The following is a 22,303-nucleotide window of genomic DNA, read 5'->3' on the forward strand; positions in this document are numbered from 1 at the left end:
GTTCTGGGAAGCCTTAAGGAGTGCTACTGTCCTCGTTGCGTAGATTAACCTTGCTAGCGCTTTGTAAAACAATTAGAGAAGTCTTGGCTCGCTGGTGGTCTGAGTTCACGCTCCAGACCAAACTGATGGCGGCTGCTACCTTGGTGGTGTCACTAATTATGAGTGGCCTCACCTTCTGGGCAGTGAATACCATTCAGCAAGATGCCCGGTTGAATGATACTCGCTTTGGTCGGGATTTAGGGCTATTACTGGCAGCCAACGTTGCGCCTCTAATTGCAGACGATAACCGGACAGAGCTGGCTCGCTTTACTCATCGCTTCTACAGCAGCACTTCTAGCATTCGCTACATGCTCTATGCCGACGAGGATGGCAACATCTTTTTTGGCATTCCCTTTTCTGAATCGGAAGTGCAGAACTCGCTGACCATTCGGCGACGCATTCAGTTACCCGATAACTATGCTGAACATTCGGAACTCCCCATGGTGCGGCAACACCTCACCCCTGACGGGGAAGTGACCGATGTCTTTGTGCCGTTGTTGCATGAAGGCAAATATCTGGGAGTTCTAGCGATCGGCATTAACCCCAACCCGACTGTAGTGGTTTCTTCCAATCTGACTCGTGACGTGACGATCGCGGTCTTTGTCTCGATTTGGGTCATGGTGATTTTGGGAGCGGTGTTTAATGCCCTCACCATTACAAAACCCATTAAAGAATTGCTAGTAGGTGTCAAAAATATTGCAGCTGGCAACTTTAGGCAGCGGATAGATTTGCCTCTAGGCGGGGAGCTGGGTGAATTAATTCTCAGCTTCAACGACATGGCAGAGCGCTTAGAGCGCTATGAAGAACAGAATATCGAGGAACTGACAGCCGAAAAAGCGAAACTGGAAACCCTAGTTTCAACCATTGCCGATGGTGCGGTTCTGCTCGATTCCAGTATGCATGTCGTCTTAGTGAACCCTACAGCTCGGCGCATTTTCGGCTGGGACGGCAAAAACTTGATTGGGGCTAATGTGCTGCACCATTTACCAGCTTCGGTGCAAGTCGAGTTAAATCGGCCTCTGTATCAGTTGACGGCAGGCGATCGCGAAGGAGCAGAATTCCGCATTACCCTACTAGAGCCAACTAGCCGTACCGTTCGGATTTTGCTTACGACTGTCTTTGATCAATATCGTGAGACTGTCAAAGGGGTAGCGATCACGGTTCAAGACATTACCCGTGAAGTGGAGCTGAATGAAGCTAAGAGCCAGTTCATCAGCAACGTTTCTCACGAATTGAGAACCCCCCTATTCAACATCAAATCGTTTATTGAAACCTTGCATGAGTACGGGGAAGAACTCACCGAAGAAGAGCGGTGCGAGTTCTTAGAAACTGCCAATCGAGAAACCGATCGCTTGACTCGTTTGGTCAACGATGTGTTGGATTTATCGCGTCTAGAATCTTGTAAACGCTATCACTTCGAGGCCGTAGATGTCAGTCAACCCATTGAGCAGACCCTACGAACTTATCAGCTCAATGCCAGAGACAAAGGCATCGAACTCAGCCACGAAATTGAACCAGACCTACCAGCAGTTGTGGGTAACTACGATTTACTGCTGCAAGTGTTTGCCAATCTAGTCGGTAATGCACTGAAGTTTACTGAATCTGGTGGCAAAGTCGCGATTCGAGCTTATGTGCTTCAGTCGCAGTTCCGGTTGAAATCAGTTGCCTTACAAAACCAACCTCGGACTGTTCGGATTGAAATATCTGATACGGGAATTGGCATTGATCAAGAAGATCAAGAGGCAATTTTCGACCGTTTCTTCCGAGTTGAAAACCGAGTTCACACTCTGGAAGGGACAGGTTTAGGTCTGTCGATTGTGCGAAATATTATTGAAAAACACTACAGCGCCGTACATCTGGTGAGTGAAGTCGGTGTGGGAACGACCTTCTGGTTTGACTTGGCTGTCTTTCAAGAAGCAGCCTCGTTACTTGGAAGTTTACCGGCGGTGGACCACACAACTGATGCGAATGTGGCATCTGTACCTGCGACTCTACCTTAAACTCCTTCCTAGGGCTACGATAAGCGTGCTGTCCGTAGAAACGTGAATTCAATCTTGAATCACCTACAAAGACAGGAGTAAGCTAGCCACCACTAAACCAACGAGTGCTAACCAACCAGCATTGCGCTTGATCCAAGTTTTGAGCTGACTGAGGCCAGAGGTTTGATTGGTGTAGCTTTTACTTGAGCTGAGAGTGGCATAGCTTTGGGCGCGATCTTGATAGAGTGTGCACTCTTTCGCGTAAGGTCGTTGAGGAAAATTGCAAGTGTCATCGTCGTGATAAGTGCAAGTGTCACATAAATAAGTAGCTTCATCAGCTCGATATAACGGAATCCCAGGATGTCCGTGAGCTTTCAACGCCAGGTGGCATTGAGGACAGGTGATAGCTTGTGAAGTAACAGTTTGATGACAGCGAGGGCATTCAGGCATTGGAGCAGAGAAGGTTCGGGTCTTCTTCGTATGCTAGCCTAAGCGCTACAGCGCCTTGAGGGAATTCGAAGGAGATCGTCTCTTATGACTGCGGAAATTTCCGCACCTGATACTCCCCCGCTTCAATGATGGGGTAGCTGCCAGCTAGTTGTTGGGCGAATTGCTGCTCTATGGCTGCTAAGCGATCGCTAGGCACAGATTTCCAAGCCTCTCTACTAGCCCAGCGGATCACCAAAATAACTTCGGTAGAGTTATCCGGATTGATCCAAACTTCCTTGCCTAAAAACCCAGGATACTCAGAGAGAAACGCAGTCCAAATTTCGGCATCTTTTTGGATGTACTGCTCTCGCATTTCAGGAGCAACCTTGATTTTGAGCCACTCGATCACCATAAACAAGCCAGTCTAATGTTTCCTGTAGAGTAATTTAATCCATCTAAGTCGTCGTTGATGGCCACAAAGTAACGAGTGAGTCTAGCAAACTCAAGTCCCACAACCTACACCTAAAGACGGCAAGTAGTTTTTTGTTGGCCAAAGCAGGTTAGGAACGCTTTAGATTTGACAGAATAAAGCTGTAGGCTGGGTTCAGTCAGGTTTGAAGAATAACACTAAAACTTCATTAATTACACAAAAGCCTACATTTACGACTTTGCAATCGCACAACTCTGAGAAATCGCATGGACAACAATAATTTCATTAAGCAGCTACTGATGATTGGAGTAGGTACAACCTCTCTAGTAGCAGAAAAACTAAGGGAGGTCAGCGATGAATGGGTGAGAACAGGACAACTCAATCCTGAGCAAGCAAAGAGGTTTGCAGATGACTTGATGACTCATCTCAAGTCGGAGCAGGGCAATTTAGACGCTCAGATGCAGCGACAGCTTCGTAACGTTTTGCAGGATCTGGGTGTGCCTAAGCAATCTGAAATGGATGAGCTACGGGGGCGGCTTGATCGCTTGGAGCGGCAAGTGCGGGATTTAGAAAATAAGTCGTGGCGCTAAAGTGGGCGATCGCAGTATTCAACTCAGAGCTTAAACTGAAAAGCATACGCTAACCTGAAACAGCACTGGATGCTGGCTGCAAAGTTAGTTGTATTTTCGATGCTAGGAGGAATTGAATTTTGCGAGAGATTTTAATTAGCTTGGGACTGATGCTAGCTTGCTGTGTACTGCTAGTCGTCACGCAGATTAGTGGTCGCAGTTCCGCGATCGCTGGGGAGTTGCAAAACACTCAACCCCAACCAGCAGTATCACAAACAGTGAGCAACAGCTTAATTGCGCAGAATCCCCTATCTAACAACGCAGAGAAGTCCGAAAATACTGAGGTGGTAATGGATAGTAATGATGTCGTCACAACTCCTTCAGGGTTGCAGTACACCGAAATAGAAGCAGGAACTGGAGCAACTCCTCAGACTGGACAAACTGTCGTAGTGCACTACACAGGCACTTTAGAAGACGGCACAAAATTTGATAGCTCTCGCGATCGCGGTCAACCCTTCCGCTTCAAGATTGGAGTTGGTCAAGTCATCAAGGGTTGGGATGAAGGCGTAGGCACTATGAAGGTTGGTGGCCGTCGCAAGCTCGTGATTCCTGCCGAGTTGGGTTATGGTGCCCGTGGTGCTGGCGGTGTGATTCCACCTAACGCCACCTTGATTTTTGATGTTGAGCTGCTGAAAATCAGCTAATTCTTGGCAAGTTTTTTCATTTGAGCTGACCTCTTCCCAAATCTCTCCCAAGCTGAAAAGCCTGTCGAGCCTAGGGGAGGGGTTGGGGTTTAGGTTTTAGGTTTCGAGAAACTATTGGTTTCATCACTTCATCTGCCCAAGCAATTCCTCTAGAGTAGAGGCCATTGCATCGGTGCTGTAGTGTTCTACGCACTTTTGCCGCGCCTTCAAACCTAATTGGCAAGCTGCCTCCCAGTCCTGAAAGATGGCTCGAAGTTGCTCAGCAATTTGTTCTGGAGAATTAGGCTCGACTAGGTATCCAACTCCAGCCAAAATAGTCGGAATATCACCAACCTTGGTAGACAAAATTGGCTTTGCCATTGCCATACCGTCGGTTAGCTTGAGCGGGAATTGCGCCTTTGCCGTTGGTGTATCCCGCTGTGGCACCACCACCACATGAGCCGCCGCAACAATTTCAGGCATTTGCTCAACTGGGTATCTCGGCAATTGAATAATCCATTGTCCCCAGCGCTCAACCAGTTGGCGATCGTAGTCGTCTGGTCTACGGCCACCCACCATCACGAGTCTTAGATCTGGCTCGTTCAACTTCTCTAAGGCCAGGAGAACATCCTCCAAACCTTTGTGAGGACGGGGTGTTCCAGGAAACATCAACACTCGGTATCCTGACAGACCGTAGCGCTCCCGGCTCGTCTCAGGGTCAAATTTTTCAGGATTAAATAAAGCCGTGTCTTTCCCATTGGGTAGGTAGATGCCGCCAAACCGATTTTGGAGAAACTGAGTGTCTACAGTAATGGCATTCGCCCGACTGACCAGATTCTCGCTCCATTTCAAATACAAGGGGTGTTCTGGCTGTCTTAATGCCCCTTCCGGCTTCAACACATCCCTCGCCAGCTGTTTCACCGTAGGACGGTAAGCCCATTTGTCGCCGCCGTACCAGCTTAGCTCCCAGTCATCAATATCTAAGACAACTGGACGCTTAGAAAATAATTGCTTCAATAAAGCCATACCAAAGCTGGTGGGCCTGGGCTTGACGGCGTAAATAATATCCCCATTCACCTGATCAAGCAGTTGCTTGGCTGGACTCAGTAGCCTTGGATAATTACAGCCAGGAAATGCATGAACTGGGAGGCCAATGGGTGGATTGGGGTAGATGGATGGACCAAAGAGAAACCCAACAACTTCTACGTCATAATCAAGTTTTTGTAGAACTTGGCTCAACAAATAAGCCCTTGTCACTCCACCCCCTGATAGGTCGGGTGTAATGACAGAAATTTTCTGGCGATTTTTAGCGGGTTGGGGGCTCAAGAGTGTAGAAGGATGGAATACAGTGATGCTACCAGAAGATTTAGTCGGCTAGTTTGAGGCGACCCGTTTGCAGATAATCAAAAATTAAGTTAATCTGCCGTCGGTCTTCAGAAGAAAGCTTAGAGTCGGAAAGAATTACAGAAGTTAATTGCAAATGCTCTCGGCGGCTTAGCTGTCCAGCTTGAATAATTTGCTCTGTAATTGTTTTTATGCTTAGGCTTGATTTACTTTGCGCTGTCCACACCATGAGTATGACTTGTCCTGATACGTCTAATAACGTTTGGCTGAGGCAGTCCTCATAAAACTATTGTCATAGCTTTATCTCAGCGGTTTGGCAAAGCTGCAATGAGCACACAATGAAGACTTAGTGAATTTGTGTAAATCTCTCTCATCAAGGTGTGAGTTAATTGCCGCCCATCGCTGCCCATCGTTAAGTAGTCAAATTCCTTGAGTCGCTTGAGGGACACTTAAGCCTAAAGTGTCTTTCAATTCTGGGAAACCAATGAAAAAATGGACGGATGCAAGTTTATCGACTCCCAGCCCTCTCCGATAATTATATTTTTGTCCTGCATGCTCCTGCCCAGGGGATAGCAGCAGTGATAGACCCAGCAGAGTCGCAGCCAGTTTTAAAGTGCTTGGCTCAGCTTGGTGCAGAATTAGTAGCGATTTTTAATACTCACCATCATGGGGATCATGTGGGTGGAAATGCAGAACTGCTACGCAAATTTCCCACCTCGACCGTGTATGGAGGGGAGGGCGATCGCGGACGCATTCCAGGACAACACAAGTTTCTGCAAGAAGGCGATCGTGTTCCATTTGGAGACCAAGAAGCAGAAGTGTTGTTTGTGCCAGGGCATACCCGCGCCCACATCGCCTATTACTTTCCACCTACCAACCCCGAGGACGCAGGAGAGCTATTTTGTGGGGATACACTTTTTGCAGGCGGTTGTGGTCGCTTGTTTGAGGGGACTCCGGCGCAAATGGTGCAATCTTTAAGCAAGTTGCGAGCTTTGCCAGACAACACCAGGGTTTGGTGCGCCCATGAATATACTCTAAAGAATTTACAGTTTGCCTTAAGCGTGGAGAGCGCTAACTTAGATTTGCAAACCCGCTTAGCTGAGGTCGAAGCAATGCGTCAGCGTTCGGAAGCGACTGTACCCTCAAATTTGGGTTTGGAAAAACGCACAAATCCTTTCCTGCGCTGGGATGTGCCCCGTATTCAACAAGCCGTCAAGATGGCTGAGCAAGTGGAAACTTTTGCGCGTTTACGGCAACTTAAGGAGCAGTTTTAGAGAATAGTGGCACCTGTACTAAAGGTGACTGGGCAAAACGAAATGTGAGGGGATGCTAGGAGTTGACAGAAATTAGATGGTCGCTAAACTTGCGATCGCTCCTCACATTTCGATACGATAAAGTGTTCTGACGACAGCGACAACACCTCCCAAGGTACGCACAGTTAATCACAGGAAAGATCATGGCGAAACGTGTTCAGTTAGTTTTAAATCGGGATGTTAGCAAGCTAGGGAGAACAGGTGATCTGGTAGAAGTCGCTCCCGGCTACGCCCGCAATTACTTGATTCCTCAAGGCTTTGCTGTTAAGACCAACCCTGGCATTCTTAAGCAAGTAGAGCGTCGTAAAGAGAAAGAGCGTGTGCTATTGCTGGAACAAAAGCAGCAAGCTGAAACGCAAAAAGCAGTTCTAGAGAAGGCAACTCGTCTCACCATTCAGAAGCAGGTGGGTGAAGGCGATGCCATCTTCGGTACGGTTACAGCTCGTGAAGTCGTAGAAGCAATTCAGGCAGCGACAGGTGAAGATGTCGATCGCCGCGAAATTTCTCTACCCGACATTAATAAAGTTGGAACTTACAGAGCAGAAATCAAACTGCATCCTGATGTGAGCGCTGTAGTAGAGATTGAAGTCGTTGCTAGCTAATTCTGGTTAGCTAATTCTTGCCGCTTGGCGTCGGTAGAATTCTGATATACATAACAGGCTAGTGTGTGAGGCCCCATAGAGGCTGCAACTGACCAGTTTTGTTCTTCAGTGTAGGACGGGTGAGTCAGCTACTCATCCGTCTCATTTGATCCAAACCTTTTTACAGTTGTCCCTGTTATGGTTCACGACTTAAGTTTCCAACCGCTGAGCGATCGCCTGCCCCCGCAAAACATTGATGCGGAAGAAGCCATCTTAGGTGGTATCTTGCTCGACCCAGAAGCTATCAATCGAGTGATTGATATTCTGCGGCCTGAGGCGTTTTACATTAGTGCGCATCAAGAAATCTATCGAACAGCGGTCACGCTCCATAGCCAAGGTAAGCCGACCGACCTCATGAGCCTCACAAGTTGGCTGCAAGATCACAGCCTGCTAGAAAAAGTAGGCGGGCAAAGCCGACTTGCTCAACTAGTAGATCGCACGATCAGCGCCGTCAACATTGATCAGTATGCCTCCCTGGTCATGGATAAGTTCTTGCGCCGCAAGTTGATTCAAGTTGGCACAGAGATCGCGCAACTCGGTTATGAAACTAATAGCGAACTAGTCAAGATCCTCGATCAATCCGAGCAAAAAGTTTTCAGCATTACTCAAGACCGCCCGCAACAAGGTCTAGTCCCCACTTCCGATATTCTCACAGACACTTTCTCCGACATTGAAAGCCGCTCTTTAGGCATGGTGATGCCAGGGATCGCCTGTGGCTTTTATGACCTGGATGCCATGACCCAAGGTTTCCAGCGATCGGATTTGGTAATTGTGGCGGGTCGTCCGTCAATGGGGAAAACCAGCTTCGTCTTAAATATTGCTCGAAACATTTCCGCGTTTCACAAGCTACCTGTAGCAGTTTTTAGTTTGGAGATGTCCAAGGAGCAGTTGGTTTACCGCTTACTTTCCAGTGAGTCTCGCATTGAGAGCGGGCGTTTACGCTCTGGGCGGATCAGCCAGACTGAATGGGAACCTTTGGGGCACGCCATCAGCACGTTGTCACAACTAAATGTTTACATCGACGATACGCCGGACATCAGTGTGACCGAGATGCGCTCCAAGGCCCGTCGCTTGCAGGCAGAGAACGGAAAACCCTTGGGACTTATCTTGATCGATTACTTGCAGTTAATGGAGGGTAGCGGCTCAGACAACCGAGTTCAAGAGTTGTCGAAGGTCACTCGTGGCTTAAAGGGTTTAGCACGGGAACTCGGTGTTCCAGTAATTGCTCTGTCGCAGTTAAGCCGAGGGGTGGAATCTCGAACTAACAAGCGACCCATGATGTCCGACCTGAGGGAGTCGGGGTCGATTGAGCAAGACGCGGATTTGATTATGATGATTTACCGGGATGAGTACTATAACCCAGATACGCCCGATCGCGGAATTGCTGAGGTGATTATTACCAAGCATCGTAATGGTCCGGTGGGAACGGTAAAACTGCTATTTGAGCCGCAGTTCACCTGTTTTCGTAACTTGGCTTCCCCTAACCGCCCGTAAGGACAACTATTCTAGTTAAGTTAGCTATTGACTTTGCCGTCAGGCATTTTGGCTCCCTTGAGGTTGGCATTCATTAAATTGGTGCTACTGAGCTCGGCCCGGATCAAGTTGGCATCTGTCAGATTGGCGTAACTCAAATCGGCTCTCGCTAAATAGGCATCAATCAAGTTAGCATCAGTCAAGTTAGCATGGCGAAGGTTTGTACGGCTTAAGTCGGCTCGACTCAACTTCGCAGCACTGAGATTAGCTTGCTCTAATTTAGCCTTGCTCAGCTTGGTATCAGGCAAGATGGCGTTGTGTAGATTTGCGCCTGTTAGATCAACGTCGCATAATGTAGCTCGCTCCAGTTTGGCGTTGACCAAGTTTGCTCCGACTAGAATGGCACCGCTGAGTTGAGCCTCTGTGAGAAAAGCGCCACTGAGAATGGCACCTGTGAGATCTGCTTCACTCAGATCAACACCTCTTAACATAGCCTCGCTCAAGTTTGCGCCGCGCAGGTTCACTCTTGCTAGGTCGGCACCTGTTAAATTAACACCTCTCAGATCGGTTTTAGCTAAGTTTGCGCCTCTCAGATTAGCAACATATTGACGGTTCTCTTGGCGAAAATTAGCTCCTCGTAAACAGGCACCTGTGAGATTCGCACCGCTTAAGTTGGCATTGCGTAGATCCGCGTCGATTAAATTGGCATCGAGTAAATTAGCCAAAGTAATGTCAGCACTGCGTAGATCCGCAGCTTGCAAGCTAGCACCATGCAGATCAGTATCATGAAGGTTAGCTCGGTGTAGATCTGCTTGGTTGAGGTTAGTCCCACTCAGTTTTGTACCTATTAAGTTGGCTTGACTCAAATTAGCTCGACTGAGGTACGCAAAAATGAATGATGCACTCTGCAAATCACTTTTAGAGAGGTTGATTCCAATTAAATCAGCTCCGTTTAAGTTAATGCCGCTCAAACTCAAGGCGTTAAAGTCAAGCTCACCAGCAGCATATCGCCCAATTAATTCATCTGCGTTCATAGAAGTTACTTGTAATTATTTATGCCAAAGCCTCATCCTAATTAGCAATTTTATTTCAGCTTTGGGCTGATATTTTGGGAGTTAATATAGACGATAGTTCGCAGGTTTGATCTAAGTCATCTGGCGATCGCGCTTCATTCTTAAAAGCGGGTTTTGCTGTGGAAAGAAACTGACAAGTCTGCTCGGTCTCCACACCGGTATCAACATGGCCAGAAGTTAGGAGGGTTTCTTCAAAATTGAACTTAATTCTGGTTTGCTCAGGGGAGAAATGCTCTGAGTAAATTGGTGATGATATAGACGCAGCTGAACTTAGTTTCGGCTGGCGTTGTATGAGTGAATAAAAGGGTTTAACGCACTGAATGATGGCTCCCGCTGCCTGATTGTACTCATAAGGATCTTCTAAGCAGCTGGCAATGATCTCTAGCCGAGATTCAAGGGTGGACAGGGTTTCACATTGTTCAAATAGTTGTTGTAGTAAATAATCAAATTCACAAGCTTTGAGAGCTGACCAATCAGAAGCGCTAAAAGAGAACTTATGCTGAAGTACTGAAAAGAGCAAAATTTTGGCTCGAAGAGGATTGGTATATTTCATGATTTCAAGCCTTAGTTCAAAGGGATCATACGCACTTTGAGCTAGCTCTGCTTCTGTTCCTGGCGATCGCGCTAGCTGAGAAGCTGAATGTTGATCTATCGGTTGAGTGAAACTAGCTTCAGCTTGATTATTTGAAGGCAGAGCTACTGGGGCTGAATTAATGGATTGGCAGTAGAGGGCTTCAAGAGTCTGAGTGATTGTATCAGCAATTAAAAAGTAGTCTGCTTTCCGGTTTAAGGTATTAACAACATTGCTTAAAAGTAGTTTTAGATCAGTGATGGTGGCAGCGATCGCATGTAGCTCGCCAATTAAAACTTCTAGGGGTATTGCTTGTAGCTTGCTTGGATCATTCTCCCAATAATTCCTACAGACGCAAAGAATTAGCTTTTTGATCCGAATCTTCTCCGGTTGAGCTTCTAGATGGGAGGAAACTTGTGTGTAACAAGTTAACTCTGTCGAATAAGCTTTTTGAGTTGGTTGAGGCTCAACCACTAAATTTGTCTGCTCAGTGTGAATAACTATTTGTGTATCGCCGTTGTCACTCATTAACTGAGTTGAAGCTGACTTCTCAGGATATAAAGTACTGAAACAATTAATAATACTACTCGCAACTAGAGAATATTTGGTTTGGCGATTAAGGGTTCTTACAATACTGTTAAGTATTAACTCTAGACTCTCTAGAGTTGGTGCTAGCTCCAAAGACTCTTCGATTAACTCTTGCCAGTGATATTGCTGGAGCTGATCTAAGTTATTCTCCCAAATATTTTTGCAAATATAAGTGAGGATTTTTTTGATTCTAATTGAGTTTTTGTCTTGAGCAAGCCTATCAGCGACTCTAAGTGCCTCTTGCTGCTTTGAGGTAATATTTGACTCTAATGAAATCTCAGAATAAAGACTTTTGATTTTTTGGAAAATAAGATTGGCAATTAAACTGTACTCTGCTGGTTTGCTCAAACCTTGAGCGACCCTGTTTAGATGAGAATTGAGCGCGCTGGAAGTCGGATGAAGGCTAACTAATTCTTGAATGAGATTTTTTAGAGAATGAGAGTTGATAATATCTAAATTGTTTTCCCAAACATTTTTGCAAATATAAAAAATTAGCTTTTTAATCCGAATTGAGTTTGGATGCTGTTCTAGGTCATGGGCGATCGAATGTAGCAGCTCTGTATTTGCCATGATTTCTGTTTGGAAAAATGCACCTAAGCGAGCCGAGACAGCTCAAGGGAGAACTTTAACGGAATTCTTTACCTTAAGCATGCCCAGTTACTTAGATGAACTTGGTACGTCACCAATAGGAGTTTATCTGGAATTAACTCCAGCTTTAGCAGTTGCAGTTTGACTACACCATCTCTTTAAAGTTTCCAGGGTTGTGCAAACCGCAACTACTGAATTTGTGGCTCCCTGTCTGGATTAGACTGTTAGTGAATCTCTTAAGTTTCGCTGAAGGTCAATGCTTGACCCCGGACTTCTGTGTTCAGCTTCCCGTGGTCATAAACCACTTGGCCTCCCACAATAGTCGTTACAGGCCAGCCTGTTAACTCCCAACCTTCAAAGGGACTCTAGCGACACTTGGTTTGAAGCGTTTCACGCCGTACTGGAGCGTAGTTTTCGAGGTCAACAAGTACGAGGTCAGCATCGTAACCTGGAGCGATCGCGCCTTTTTTCGGAATGCCATAAGCCTTGGCAACGGCTGTGGACATCCAATGAGCTACTTGGGCCACGGTACAGCGTCCCGCTTTAGCTTGAGTCAACATCAGAGGCAGTGAGGTTTCAACACCTGGCATGCCTGAAGGTGTGTTGGGGTAGGTTTGGGCTTTTTCTTCTAAGGTGTGTGGGGCGTGGTCAGTGGCAATAAAGTCAATTACGTCATCGAGTAAGGCTTGCCATAACACCTCATTGTCATGAGGCGATCGCCTGTAGCAAAGATGGACTCTAGGGCTGACTCTTGATCTACCAACAAAGGGCCATGCATCGACCCCATGAAAATCTTGATGCCACAAGCTGGTTGCGCCTCTAGTAAATCTGTGAGGTTGTCACCCGTTGCTCCGATAAAAAAGCCGTAATTCACCAAACACTTTTCTGCCGCTCGGCGCAGTTTATCGTCTAGCGCGGCTTAGTTAGTGGGCGGGGGTTGGGCATTTCTAGGAAAGAAGTAATGCCTCCCTGGGCACAGGCACAACTGGCGGTAAATCAATCTTCCTTGTGTTCCAAACCTGGTTCGCGGAAGTGAACCTGCGGGTCAATCACTCCTGGCAACAAAGTGAGTCCTTGAGCGTCTATTATTTCCTGGCTGACTGCGCTATTAATCGTATCGGAGAGGTCGGGTGCCACCTGAACAATAGTTCCTCCCTCGATTTGTACATCTCCTACCATGAGTTCACCGCTGGGTAGGAGCACTTGGGCCTGACGAATGAGTAAATGAGAGGCAGAATGCATGGCGCTAACCGTTTGTGAGATAAGCAACTGGCTAAGATAACGTAAATTGATGCGTGTCTAAATATCGATTTTTATGTCAGAGTTTTACAAGCTCCCCATCGTTACATGGCAGTATCAAACCCATTTGTTGGATTGAATTGATAGGCTGGTAGTCTGAGTAACGCTTATAACTCTGAATTGATACCGCTCTTTTCCTTGGTAAGTAAACACCTATGACTCGTGTGCAGAATCAAGCGTCTGACGAAAATACCCAACCACAAGTTGAAAATCCTTGGTTAGAGGGACTCAAAACAATTGGGCTGAGTGTCATTTTAGCTTTGGGAATTCGCACTTTCGTCGCTGAAGCGCGCTATATCCCCTCCGGGTCAATGCTGCCAACGCTACAAATCAACGATCGCTTGATTGTAGATAAATTAAGCTACCACTTCCATAGCTTAGAGCGAGGGGATATTGTCGTGTTCTCTCCAACTCAAACCTTAAAAGACCAAGGCTTTAAGGATGCATTCATCAAACGGGTGATTGGTCTACCGGGTGAGAAGGTAGAAGTTAAGGGAGGGCGAGTCTATATCAATGACCAACCGTTGCGAGAAGAGTACATTGACGAGAAACCTAGCTATCAGTGGGGACCAGTGCAGGTAGCTTCTGACTCTTATTTAGTGCTGGGCGATAACCGCAATAACAGCTATGACAGCCACTACTGGGGGTTTGTCCCTCGCGATCGCATCATTGGTCGAGCTGTAGTGCGTTTCTGGCCTCCTAACCGAGTTGGAGAGTTAGGCCAAGAGCCAGCTTATGAACTTAAGTCTGCTCAGTAATTCTTTAAGAACTAGGACACCAGGTTTGCACAATCTGACCAAGCAGCTCTTGACCCAACCAAGGTGTGTTGATAGATAAAGACTTAAGAGACTGCCCGTTCACCACCCAAGACTGACCGGGATCAAACAAAGCCAGTTCAGCAGATTGGCCAGGTGCGACTGTAGCGACAGGCTGTTGCAAACATTTGGTTGGATTGCTGCTGAGTACGCGCCAAAGCTCTAGCGCTGTCCATTCACCACTAGCGCCAAAGCGTTGCCATAGTAGTGGCAGTGCTAACTCTAAGCCGATCGCGCCTGGAGGAGCTTCGGCAAAAGCCACTGTTTTTTCTTCGTAGGCGTAAGGAGTGTGATCGATCGCGATCGCATCTAACACGCCTTGCTTCACCCCATCAATTAGAGCGGCTTGATCCGCTGGATTGCCTAATGGAGGCTCCAGCCGTAAGTTGGGGTCGTAGGTTTGAATCGCCTGACTATTGAGCAACAAATGCATCCAGGTGGTGCTAGCCGTAATGGGCAGACCCCGTTCCTTAGCCGCTTGAATCAATTCGACGCTACGGGCCGTCGAGACTCGCATGATATGCACAGGGGTGCCGATCGCTGCAACGAGTTCGAGGAGAGCCGCGATCGCAGTGGTTTCGGCGATCGCAGGACTTCCAGGCAAGCCAAAGCGAATTGATTCTGGTCCCTCTCGCATCACCCCATTCCCTGCGAGCTTGGGGTCACAAGGCCATAGGGCTACAGGTTTTTGCAATGGCTGGAGATATTCCAAGAGTCGCCGCAGAAGTCCATAACTAGATAAAGCTCGGCCATCGGCAAAACCCACAACGCCTGCTGCTAGCTCGGCTAGCTCGGTCATTTGTTGTCCTTGCACTCCTAGCGTCAAAGCGCCCCACGCCCGAACTTGGACTGGAAGCTGAAATTGTCGTTTGTCTTGCAACCAGGCGAGTCCAGCGGGATTATCTAGGGCGGGAGTTGTGTCAGGCAGGATATTTAGGCGCGTAAAGCCACCCGCGATCGCTGCCTGCTGCAAAGAACGTAGGGTTTCCCTGTCCTCAAATCCGGGCTCGCCAGAGTGGCTGTATAAATCGACTAACCCTGGCCCTAAGATCATGCCTCGGCTATCTCGGACCTGAGTATTGGCGGGCCACTCAGGGATAGAGTCTGCGATCGCCTCAATGTTGCCATCGACAATCAAGACATCGGCCACGCGATCGGTCATCGCCGCAGGATCTAAGACCCGGACTTGTTGGAGCAGTTCATTAGTCATGATGCCTTCGTACTTACAAAGCTCCTGCTGCCGTTTTGTCTAAAACTCCACCTGCTAGGTGAGACGTAATATTCATCGCTTGCAAGACAGGTTGCCCTGCTGGGCCTTTGGGGTAGTCAATCACACTCACCGCACCATTCCCTTGCTTGAAGTTCCAGAAGTTTTCTGGCCCTAAGCCCGCTACATGACACAAAATGGCCTTGTTGATGGCATCATGAGCCACCACCAATACGGTCTGGGGGGTGGGAGATGCAGCCGCTGTTTCGACAATGGCGTTCCAAGCTGCGATCGCCCGATCCCATACCTGTTGCAAGTTCTCACCCTCAGGCATTTGCACGGCTTCGGGGGTGGCTTGCCAGCGTTGCAACTCACCAGGAAACTCTGCCTCAATCTCTGACTCTAGCTTGCCTTCCCACAAACCATGACTGATTTCTTGCAAGGTACCGTCGAGCTTTAAATCAATGTTGGGGTGGTATTGCAGAATAATTTCTGCTGTTTCTTTGGGCCGCTGCATTGAGCTACTCACTGCCGCATCAATGCTAATGGAGCGCAAAAACTCAGCTGCTTGTCGAGCTTGTTCGCGCCCATTGTCATTGAGTGGGACATCAATTTGACCTTGGAAGCGCTTCTGTCGATTCCATTCCGTTTCTCCGTGCCGCACCAGTAAGAGGCGGGGCCCCTTTTGATCAGAGCGACGCTTGGGCAACGGTTCACCAAAGTGGGCGGTCAAGTTCAAAGACTCTACCTGCACAGGCGCGTCTAAGCCACCAGCAAAGTTCAACACAGTGATGCCGCAGTTAGATTGCTGCAAAGATTGGTAGCGATCGCAATCTAGACCAATGGCAGTGCTGATCAAAGCTCGATTAATGCCGCTATGAGCGACAACCAGAATTGTTTGGTCCCCATGCCGAGGTAAAACTTCTTGCCAAAACTGTCGAGCTTGTTCGTAAAGCGCTGGGACTGGAAAGAAATCAACTGTGCCGTTCGGTCCAGGGATTTCCATCCGTAGTTTATGCGGTTGGTCTCGCCACAACTGGATATCCTCGGGGAATTTAGCTTCGACCTCATCAAACAATATGCCTTCCCAGAGCACCAGATTAATTTCCTTGAGGTTGTCGGTTAGCTGGATTTCGGGAGGATAATGAGTAGCCGTCAGAAAGCAGGAAAGCGCTAGCTGAGCTGTTTCTTTCGCTCGTTTCAGCGGACTGCTATACACTGCATCGAAGGTGAGGCCACTCAAAGCTGCCCCAACTTTTTGAGCCGCAGCACGACCTGCTTCAGTTAAGGTTGATTGGTCACAATGACCCTGAACACGGCGCTCAACGTTATAGCTACTCTCGCCGTGGCGCACAAGAATGACACGAGTACTCAGGGCTTTATCCTCCAATCAAATCAGGGCAGGGGTGTCAGAAATAGAGCGAACGATCGCCAACATGCAGAGTCTTTATTAAAGACCCATACAAAAGAGATCAGAAGAATTTTACCCCGTCGAGGAGACGCGCTGGATCACGAAAGATACGGTCTACGCTGCTGTTTGTACTAGCCGCGATCGCCTATCTCTCCTGAGAAGCTGCTGGCTCTAACTGCTGATAGGCCGCGGAGCAGGACTAGCAATGAGATAATGCCTTTGAGGCTGATTAACATTGCACTTACATTCAGATCAAGCATTTAGATCAAGCTGAACGGGCTCATCACTCCAAATTGGGGGTGAAATCACTGCACTTGCTGCTGGGGAAGGGAATGAAACTGAAGCAATTGATTTTAGGGGTTCTGACGATTATTGCGATCGCTTTTATTGGCTTATCTTTAGCCCAAAGCTGGAGCCAGCCTCAAGTTCAGAGCCGTTTAGAACTCTATCAAACCAATCTGTTGCTGCACGCTTCCGAGTGGCAAGGCGATGCCAATAGCGATGTAGATCTCAAAGGCGCACGAGATAAATTGATTGGCGATGAACCCGTCAAAGCCGCTTTGAAACAGTACCAAGAAGCTCGCCAATCGGTGGCAGGCACTTTAGCCAAATTGGAAACGCGATCGCAGCCTACATTAGAAGGCCGCCCATTAGCCCGCACCTTGAAGCCAGAAACGCAGCCTAAAGTTGCTCCAGCCACAGAAACACCCGCTCCCAAAACTCAAGCCCAACAAAGCCAAGAACCTATCACTCAAATGACTCGCCTCATTCATGAGCTGGACTTGCGGTTAGGGGTTTTACAGGCCCAACAAGAACAAACCGATGCGGCTTTGGCAACTTGGAATCAGTTGATTGACAGGACTCAACCTAGTAGCCAATTCAGCAGTCTGGGTAAGACAGCAACGGCTTTAGTGGGTTTGTGGAGTACTCCTTCTAGCCTTCTACCCGATGCTGAACTGCAAATCAAACAAGAATTAGATGGCTGGTTTCGCTACCAAGCTCTGACGCGATTGTACAAATTGCAACAACGCCAAACGAGTCTCAGTGAACTGCAAACTACTGAACAAGACCTGGCTCAGCAAGCCGCTTTGAAGTTGTTACTCATTGCTGGAATTCCAGTGTTTGGCTTTTTGATTGGCATTGGCATTTTGGTCTATTTAGTTGTGCAATGGCTCGTAAAAGGTAAGCAAGCCTTGTTAGTGCAAAATGGAGCCTTGAGTTGGCCCACTCTTTGGAATGGCGAAACTATTTGGCAAGTTTTAGTCCTCTTTTTCGTAGGGCAATTTTTTGTCGGTCAAATTGCCTTGCCCTTGGGGCTGCAACTTTTAGGTATCAACCCTGCTAGCTTTGATAGTCGGACGCAAGCCATTTATATTCTGGCTGTGTATGCCTTGCTGGTAACTGTCGGACTCCTGGTTCTCTACAGCTCTTTGAAGCCATTCTTACCCTTGCCTGATGAAGACTACGAAGACTGGTTTCGCATCAATGGCGGAGGCAACTGGTTTTGGTGGGGATTGGGCGGTTATTTCATGGCTCTACCTCTAGTAATTTTGGTGTCCTTGATCAACCAACAGTTTTGGCAAGGACAGGGAGGTAGCAATCCCATTTTGCCGATTGTGTTAGAGGGCCGAGATAATGTGGCCTTGATCATCTTTTTCCTGACCGCCTCGGTCGCCGCTCCTTTGTTTGAAGAAGTGATGTTCCGGGGCTTCCTGCTGCCATCCTTGACCCGCTACGTGCCTGTCTGGGGAGCGATTACTATCAGTGCTTTTCTATTTGCCCTGGCTCACCTGAGCCTGTCAGAAATATTACCGCTGATGGTTTTGGGGATGGTGCTGGGGTTTGTCTACACGCGATCGCGCAATCTCCTTGCTCCCATGCTGATGCACAGCCTCTGGAATAGCGGCACTTTGCTGAGTCTCTTTATTCTGGGCAGTGGCTCAACTTAGGCTGAAGCATGCGGCTGAGCAATTAAAATTCCAAATTTGGGCTTGAGAGCAAAAAACTTAGCGGCTTTACGGCAATTTTTGGAGTCTTCGCCTACCCTCAAAGAAGAGATACCCATTTAGGTATCCCGTGATGGCGGTAGATCGAAAAGCTTATGCAACTGACTCCAGACCAAATTGTTGCAACTCCAAACTCCTCAGAAATTGTAACTTTAGAAGTTGCGGGGATGAAGTGTGCAGGCTGCGTCCGAACGGTAGAACAGCAACTCAGCCAACACCCTGGAGTGATTTCTGCCTCAGTCAACTTAGTAACTGAAGTCGCAACAGTTGAGTGTGCAGCAGGCATTGCTGATCCTGCTATTTTGGCTCAAGCAGTGACCGAGGCAGGCTTCCCGACACAACCGAGATTTGTAGCCGCCGAGAATGATGCTACTCCTGGGGTTGGTTCTACCTCGACAAGCTTTAGAGAACGACATCAACTCGAAATTCAACAACAAACCCGCCGAACTGCGATCGCAGGTTTACTCCTACTGCTGTCTGCGTTAGGCCACGTTGGACAATGGGGCTGGTTAACCCTTCCCATCCTCAGCAATATTTGGTTTCATTGGGGACTGGCAACAATAGCACTGGTAGGGCCAGGGCGGTTCATTTTGGTCGAAGGCTGGCGAGGGCTACGACGCAACGCCCCCAACATGAATACGCTCGTTGGTTTGGGCACCTTCACTGCTTACACCGCTAGTTGTATTGCTCTGTTCTTTCCCAGCTTGGGCTGGGAGTGTTTCTTTGATGAACCCGTGATGTTAGTGGGGTTTATCTTGTTAGGCCGTACGCTAGAGCAGCGAGCTAGAGGCCGAGCCGTTGCCGCTTTTGAGGCTTTGATCGCGCTTCAACCGCGCGTTGCTCGCCTGATCCCCCAACCCACCATTGATCCGGGCAATCAAACTGCGATCGCCTCACAGACCTGTGTAGATATTCCGGCGGAGCGAGTGCGGGTAGGGGAGTGGCTGCAAGTGCTACCGGGAGAAAAAATGCCTGTAGACGGCAAGTTGGTGGCTGGACAAACCACAGTCGATGAATCGATGCTGACCGGAGAAGCTTTACCCGTGCTCAAACAGCCTGGGGAGCTGGTCGCAGCAGGCACCCTGAATCAATCAGGGGCGATCGCCATCCAAGCCACGCGCACAGGCAAGGACACGACGCTGGCGCAAATCATTGCTCTGGTAGAAACGGCTCAAACTCGCAAAGCCCCGATCCAGCATTTAGCTGACACTGTGGCTGGGTATTTTACCTATACAGTCATGGCGATCGCGGCTGTCACCTTTGTCTTTTGGTACGGGATTGGCACTCACGTTTGGCCCGAAGTGCTAAGCCACCACATCGCGATCGCGTCCCTCACGACTCATGCTCATCTGATGCAGCAGAGCCACTTAGCAGACTTGCCGACGCAGACCTCACCATTGTTGTTAAGCCTCAAATTAGCGATCGCCGTGTTGGTCGTTGCCTGTCCCTGTGCTTTAGGTTTGGCGACTCCTACAGCAATCTTGGTGGGTTCTAGTTTGGGCGCTGAGCAGGGTCTGTTAATTCGGGGCGGAGATGTTCTGGAGCAAGTCCATCACCTCGACACCATCGTATTTGATAAAACTGGGACTCTGACTGCGGGTCAGCCGACTGTTACTGATTGCTTACCTCTAGTTACTGCTAACGCCAATCTTGAACCGCTCTCTCCTCAAGATTTATTACAGTTCGCTGCCACTGTGGAAAGTGGAGCCCGTCATCCCTTAGCTGCCGCAATCTTGCAACAAGCCCAAACTCAGAAGTTAGATCTTTTACCCGCTAAAGATTTCTACACGGAGCCAGGACGGGGAGTTTCGGCTTTAGTCAGCGATCGCTTAGTGGTGTTGGGTAATGCCGACTGGCTGAGACACCAAGGGATTGTGGTGAGTGACGTTGCTCAGGCTCAAGCAGAAGTATTAGCGCAAGCTGGCAAAACTGTGGTCTATGTTGCGATCGCAGGCACACTAGTTGGCTTAATTGCTGCTGTTGATCCTCTGCGGCCTGATGCCCATGCCACTGTCAAACAGTTACAACAAATGGGCTTGCGGGTTCACCTCTTAAGTGGCGATCGCCCCGAGGTTGCGGCTCTGATTGCCAAATCTGTGGGCATTGCTGCGGAAAACGTACAGTCTGGAATTCAGCCTGCGGAAAAAGCTGCCGCGATCGCTCAATTACAAAAACTCGGCCATCAAGTTGCAATGGTAGGCGATGGCATCAACGATGCTCCGGCACTGGCCCAAGCTGATATCGGTATTTCTTTGTATTCCGGTACAGATGTGGCTGTCGAGACCGCCGAAATTGTGCTGATGCGCGATCGCCTAATGGACGTTGTAAGATCAATTCGCCTGAGTCGCGCCACCTTTAAAAAAATTCGTCAGAACTTGTTCTGGGCTTTTGCTTACAACATCCTAGGGATTCCTCTCGCTGCGGGTACTTTCCTAGTGGCAACAGGGTTTGTTCTGAGCCCAGCGGCGGCGGGAGCAATGATGGCTTTTAGTTCTGTCAGTGTGGTAACAAATTCGCTTTTACTTCGTTATACCCAGTCTCCTCTCAAGGATGAAACGGGTGTCAAAGCTTAATTGAATTCTGATATTACAAGCGATTGTTAAAAACCTGAAATGTTTGTTTAAGAGCCATCAACCTCTATCTATTGATTCAAATGGGTAAACTAATTAAGACATGGCTACTATGAGTAATTTTTAGGCACAAACCTCTCAAACTTTCGTCAGGCTCTGCATTATAAGTTTTTTCTAGTTATTTGAAATTCAGCGTTATGGCTTCCGAACCTAAGCAAAATCATCTTTTGATTATTGAAGACGACAAGGGGCAAAGACACTTCACCCTTGATGGCTCGGTATACACGATTGGCAGAGATGTTAAATGTGACATCTGTCTTGCTTCACTATTTGTATCTCGACGGCACGCCACCTTAGTAAAGCTGCCCAAGGAAAATGGTAGCTACTTCTATCGGATTCAGGATGGCAGTCTCAAAGGCAAGCCTAGTGTGAATGGGTTGTTGGTCAATGGCCATAAGTTACAGGGACATGATCTGCAAAACAAAGACGTAGTGGTTTTTGGGCCTTCGGTTCGGATCATTTACTTTGTTTTGGAAGAAGATGCACTAGCCAACTTAGATCCTGACGATCTAGAGATCCCGGAATTCGACGTGACGCTGATTGATCCTAGGATGGTAGGCGTTGCTTCTGAAGATTGACGGCTAACTCCAAACCCTGCCACTTTGAATGGACCTGGCGTCATTTGCCAGTTATAACTGAAATAAATTCGTCCACTGCACCCACAACTTGGCGATGGCACCAGAACCGATCCAAAATCACTTATTAATCATTGAAGACGGCAAAGGTCGGCGCAAGTTTGTTCTTGGTAAATCTCTTTATTCAATTGGTCGAGATGTCGGGTGTGATATCCGTCTCTCTTCCTTATTTGTAGGCCGTCATCATGCGAACTTGATTCAAAAATCCCATGAGGATGGAAGCTGTTACTATCGAATCGTAGATGGTGATCTTGACGGTAAGCCTAGTGTGAATGGATTGCTGATCAACGGCCATAAGCTTCAAGGCCATGACCTAAAAAACGAAGATGTGGTTGTTTTTGGCCCTTGCGTCCGTGTAATCTACTTCATCCTAGAAGACGGCACCATTAACAGTTTTGACCCCGATACTTGGGACATCCCTGAATTTGATATCACTTTAATTGATCCCAAAATGGTGGGTGTTGCTCCTGAAGATTGAGAGGCGATCGCTGCCGTAGTCCCAAGAAATTGGCAGCGGTGACTCGTTATAGTTGCAGCATGCTTAAAGACCTATTACGACTCAATTAGGTCGATAATTAGG

22 protein-coding genes are annotated in these 22,303 nt (G+C 48.1%); 11 read left to right on the forward strand and 11 right to left on the reverse strand.

What is annotated here, in order from left to right; translation table 11 throughout:
• Nucleotides 1-83: 83 nt before the first annotated feature.
• A complete protein-coding gene (gene nblS, locus H6F68_RS22475; RefSeq protein WP_399314899.1) occupies nucleotides 84-2,039 on the forward strand; it encodes a two-component system sensor histidine kinase NblS in 1,956 nt (651 codons plus the stop codon).
• Nucleotides 2,040-2,102: 63 nt separating this feature from the next.
• On the opposite strand, the gene H6F68_RS22480 is transcribed toward nblS, so the two are convergent.
• Entirely contained in the window at nucleotides 2,103-2,468 is a 366-nt protein-coding gene (locus H6F68_RS22480; protein ID WP_190562463.1) for a zinc ribbon domain-containing protein, read from the reverse strand.
• Between the two features lie 82 nt (nucleotides 2,469-2,550).
• Nucleotides 2,551-2,859 (reverse strand): TIGR03792 family protein, encoded by a 309-nt coding sequence (locus tag H6F68_RS22485; RefSeq protein ID WP_190437902.1) that lies wholly within the window; start codon nucleotides 2,857-2,859, stop codon nucleotides 2,551-2,553.
• Between the two features lie 284 nt (nucleotides 2,860-3,143).
• On the opposite strand from H6F68_RS22485, the gene H6F68_RS22490 reads away from it, so the two are divergent.
• On the forward strand, nucleotides 3,144-3,467 hold the full coding sequence (locus tag H6F68_RS22490; RefSeq protein WP_190437905.1) for a phasin family protein: 324 nt from the start codon (nucleotides 3,144-3,146) through the stop codon (nucleotides 3,465-3,467).
• 119 nt (nucleotides 3,468-3,586) lie between these two features.
• Complete coding sequence (locus H6F68_RS22495) at nucleotides 3,587-4,150, forward strand: FKBP-type peptidyl-prolyl cis-trans isomerase (RefSeq protein ID WP_190562465.1); 564 nt, start codon at nucleotides 3,587-3,589, stop codon at nucleotides 4,148-4,150.
• Nucleotides 4,151-4,273: 123 nt separating this feature from the next.
• Here H6F68_RS22495 and H6F68_RS22500 read toward each other — a convergent pair whose 3' ends face one another.
• Both H6F68_RS22500 and H6F68_RS22505 read right to left on the reverse strand, forming a co-directional pair.
• Nucleotides 4,274-5,455, reverse strand: a complete 1,182-nt coding sequence (locus H6F68_RS22500) for a glycosyltransferase family 4 protein (protein ID WP_199300251.1) — start codon at nucleotides 5,453-5,455, stop codon at nucleotides 4,274-4,276.
• A gap of 40 nt (nucleotides 5,456-5,495) precedes the next feature.
• Complete coding sequence (locus tag H6F68_RS22505; RefSeq protein ID WP_190555250.1) at nucleotides 5,496-5,702, reverse strand: hypothetical protein; 207 nt, start codon at nucleotides 5,700-5,702, stop codon at nucleotides 5,496-5,498.
• A 271-nt stretch (nucleotides 5,703-5,973) separates the two neighbouring features.
• On the opposite strand from H6F68_RS22505, the gene gloB reads away from it, so the two are divergent.
• The 3 genes from gloB to dnaB all read left to right on the forward strand — a co-directional run bounded on the left by gloB (nucleotide 5,974) and on the right by dnaB (nucleotide 8,921).
• Nucleotides 5,974-6,747 (forward strand): hydroxyacylglutathione hydrolase, encoded by a 774-nt coding sequence (gene gloB / locus H6F68_RS22510; RefSeq protein ID WP_190562467.1) that lies wholly within the window; start codon nucleotides 5,974-5,976, stop codon nucleotides 6,745-6,747.
• A gap of 182 nt (nucleotides 6,748-6,929) precedes the next feature.
• Nucleotides 6,930-7,388 (forward strand): 50S ribosomal protein L9, encoded by a 459-nt coding sequence (gene rplI, locus H6F68_RS22515; RefSeq protein ID WP_190437916.1) that lies wholly within the window; start codon nucleotides 6,930-6,932, stop codon nucleotides 7,386-7,388.
• 177 nt (nucleotides 7,389-7,565) lie between these two features.
• Nucleotides 7,566-8,921 (forward strand): replicative DNA helicase, encoded by a 1,356-nt coding sequence (gene dnaB / locus H6F68_RS22520; protein ID WP_190562469.1) that lies wholly within the window; start codon nucleotides 7,566-7,568, stop codon nucleotides 8,919-8,921.
• A gap of 20 nt (nucleotides 8,922-8,941) precedes the next feature.
• On the opposite strand, the gene H6F68_RS22525 is transcribed toward dnaB, so the two are convergent.
• From H6F68_RS22525 to H6F68_RS29650, 5 genes are all read right to left on the reverse strand, one after another.
• Nucleotides 8,942-9,934, reverse strand: coding sequence for a pentapeptide repeat-containing protein (locus H6F68_RS22525; RefSeq protein ID WP_190562471.1), 993 nt, complete (start codon nucleotides 9,932-9,934; stop codon nucleotides 8,942-8,944).
• 55 nt (nucleotides 9,935-9,989) lie between these two features.
• Complete coding sequence (locus tag H6F68_RS22530; protein ID WP_190562473.1) at nucleotides 9,990-11,072, reverse strand: hypothetical protein; 1,083 nt, start codon at nucleotides 11,070-11,072, stop codon at nucleotides 9,990-9,992.
• Between the two features lie 1,013 nt (nucleotides 11,073-12,085).
• On the reverse strand, nucleotides 12,086-12,418 hold the full coding sequence (locus tag H6F68_RS29640) for an amidohydrolase family protein (RefSeq protein WP_313930213.1): 333 nt from the start codon (nucleotides 12,416-12,418) through the stop codon (nucleotides 12,086-12,088).
• Nucleotides 12,388-12,594 carry a hypothetical protein gene (locus H6F68_RS29645; RefSeq protein ID WP_313930214.1) on the reverse strand — a complete coding sequence of 69 codons (207 nt, stop codon included), beginning with the start codon at nucleotides 12,592-12,594 and terminating at the stop codon, nucleotides 12,388-12,390. Before H6F68_RS29645 ends, H6F68_RS29640 begins: the two co-directional genes overlap by 31 nt.
• Before the next feature lie 122 nt (nucleotides 12,595-12,716).
• A complete protein-coding gene (locus tag H6F68_RS29650) occupies nucleotides 12,717-12,962 on the reverse strand; it encodes a hypothetical protein (protein WP_313930215.1) in 246 nt (81 codons plus the stop codon).
• Nucleotides 12,963-13,174: 212 nt separating this feature from the next.
• Between H6F68_RS29650 and lepB the strand changes: the two genes are divergently transcribed.
• Nucleotides 13,175-13,777: a signal peptidase I gene (gene lepB / locus H6F68_RS22540; protein ID WP_190437923.1), complete on the forward strand. Its 603-nt coding sequence runs from the start codon at nucleotides 13,175-13,177 to the stop codon at nucleotides 13,775-13,777.
• 4 nt (nucleotides 13,778-13,781) lie between these two features.
• Here lepB and H6F68_RS22545 read toward each other — a convergent pair whose 3' ends face one another.
• Both H6F68_RS22545 and H6F68_RS22550 read right to left on the reverse strand, forming a co-directional pair.
• A complete protein-coding gene (locus H6F68_RS22545; protein ID WP_190562475.1) occupies nucleotides 13,782-15,044 on the reverse strand; it encodes a dihydroorotase in 1,263 nt (420 codons plus the stop codon).
• 13 nt (nucleotides 15,045-15,057) lie between these two features.
• Complete coding sequence (locus H6F68_RS22550; protein WP_399314907.1) at nucleotides 15,058-16,395, reverse strand: histidine phosphatase family protein; 1,338 nt, start codon at nucleotides 16,393-16,395, stop codon at nucleotides 15,058-15,060.
• Nucleotides 16,396-16,784: 389 nt separating this feature from the next.
• Here H6F68_RS22550 and H6F68_RS22555 point away from each other — a divergent pair, with 389 nt between their 5' ends.
• From H6F68_RS22555 to H6F68_RS22570, 4 genes are all read left to right on the forward strand, one after another.
• Nucleotides 16,785-18,401 (forward strand): CPBP family intramembrane glutamic endopeptidase, encoded by a 1,617-nt coding sequence (locus tag H6F68_RS22555; protein WP_190562477.1) that lies wholly within the window; start codon nucleotides 16,785-16,787, stop codon nucleotides 18,399-18,401.
• Between the two features lie 152 nt (nucleotides 18,402-18,553).
• Nucleotides 18,554-21,031 carry a cation-translocating P-type ATPase gene (locus tag H6F68_RS22560; protein WP_190562479.1) on the forward strand — a complete coding sequence of 826 codons (2,478 nt, stop codon included), beginning with the start codon at nucleotides 18,554-18,556 and terminating at the stop codon, nucleotides 21,029-21,031.
• A 194-nt stretch (nucleotides 21,032-21,225) separates the two neighbouring features.
• Complete coding sequence (locus tag H6F68_RS22565) at nucleotides 21,226-21,666, forward strand: FHA domain-containing protein (protein WP_190437935.1); 441 nt, start codon at nucleotides 21,226-21,228, stop codon at nucleotides 21,664-21,666.
• Between the two features lie 94 nt (nucleotides 21,667-21,760).
• Complete coding sequence (locus tag H6F68_RS22570; RefSeq protein ID WP_190562481.1) at nucleotides 21,761-22,201, forward strand: FHA domain-containing protein; 441 nt, start codon at nucleotides 21,761-21,763, stop codon at nucleotides 22,199-22,201.
• The last annotated feature ends 102 nt before the right edge of the window (nucleotides 22,202-22,303 follow it).

Source organism: Trichocoleus sp. FACHB-262, assembly GCF_014696035.1.
Classification (GTDB): Bacteria; Cyanobacteriota; Cyanobacteriia; order FACHB-46; family FACHB-46; genus Trichocoleus.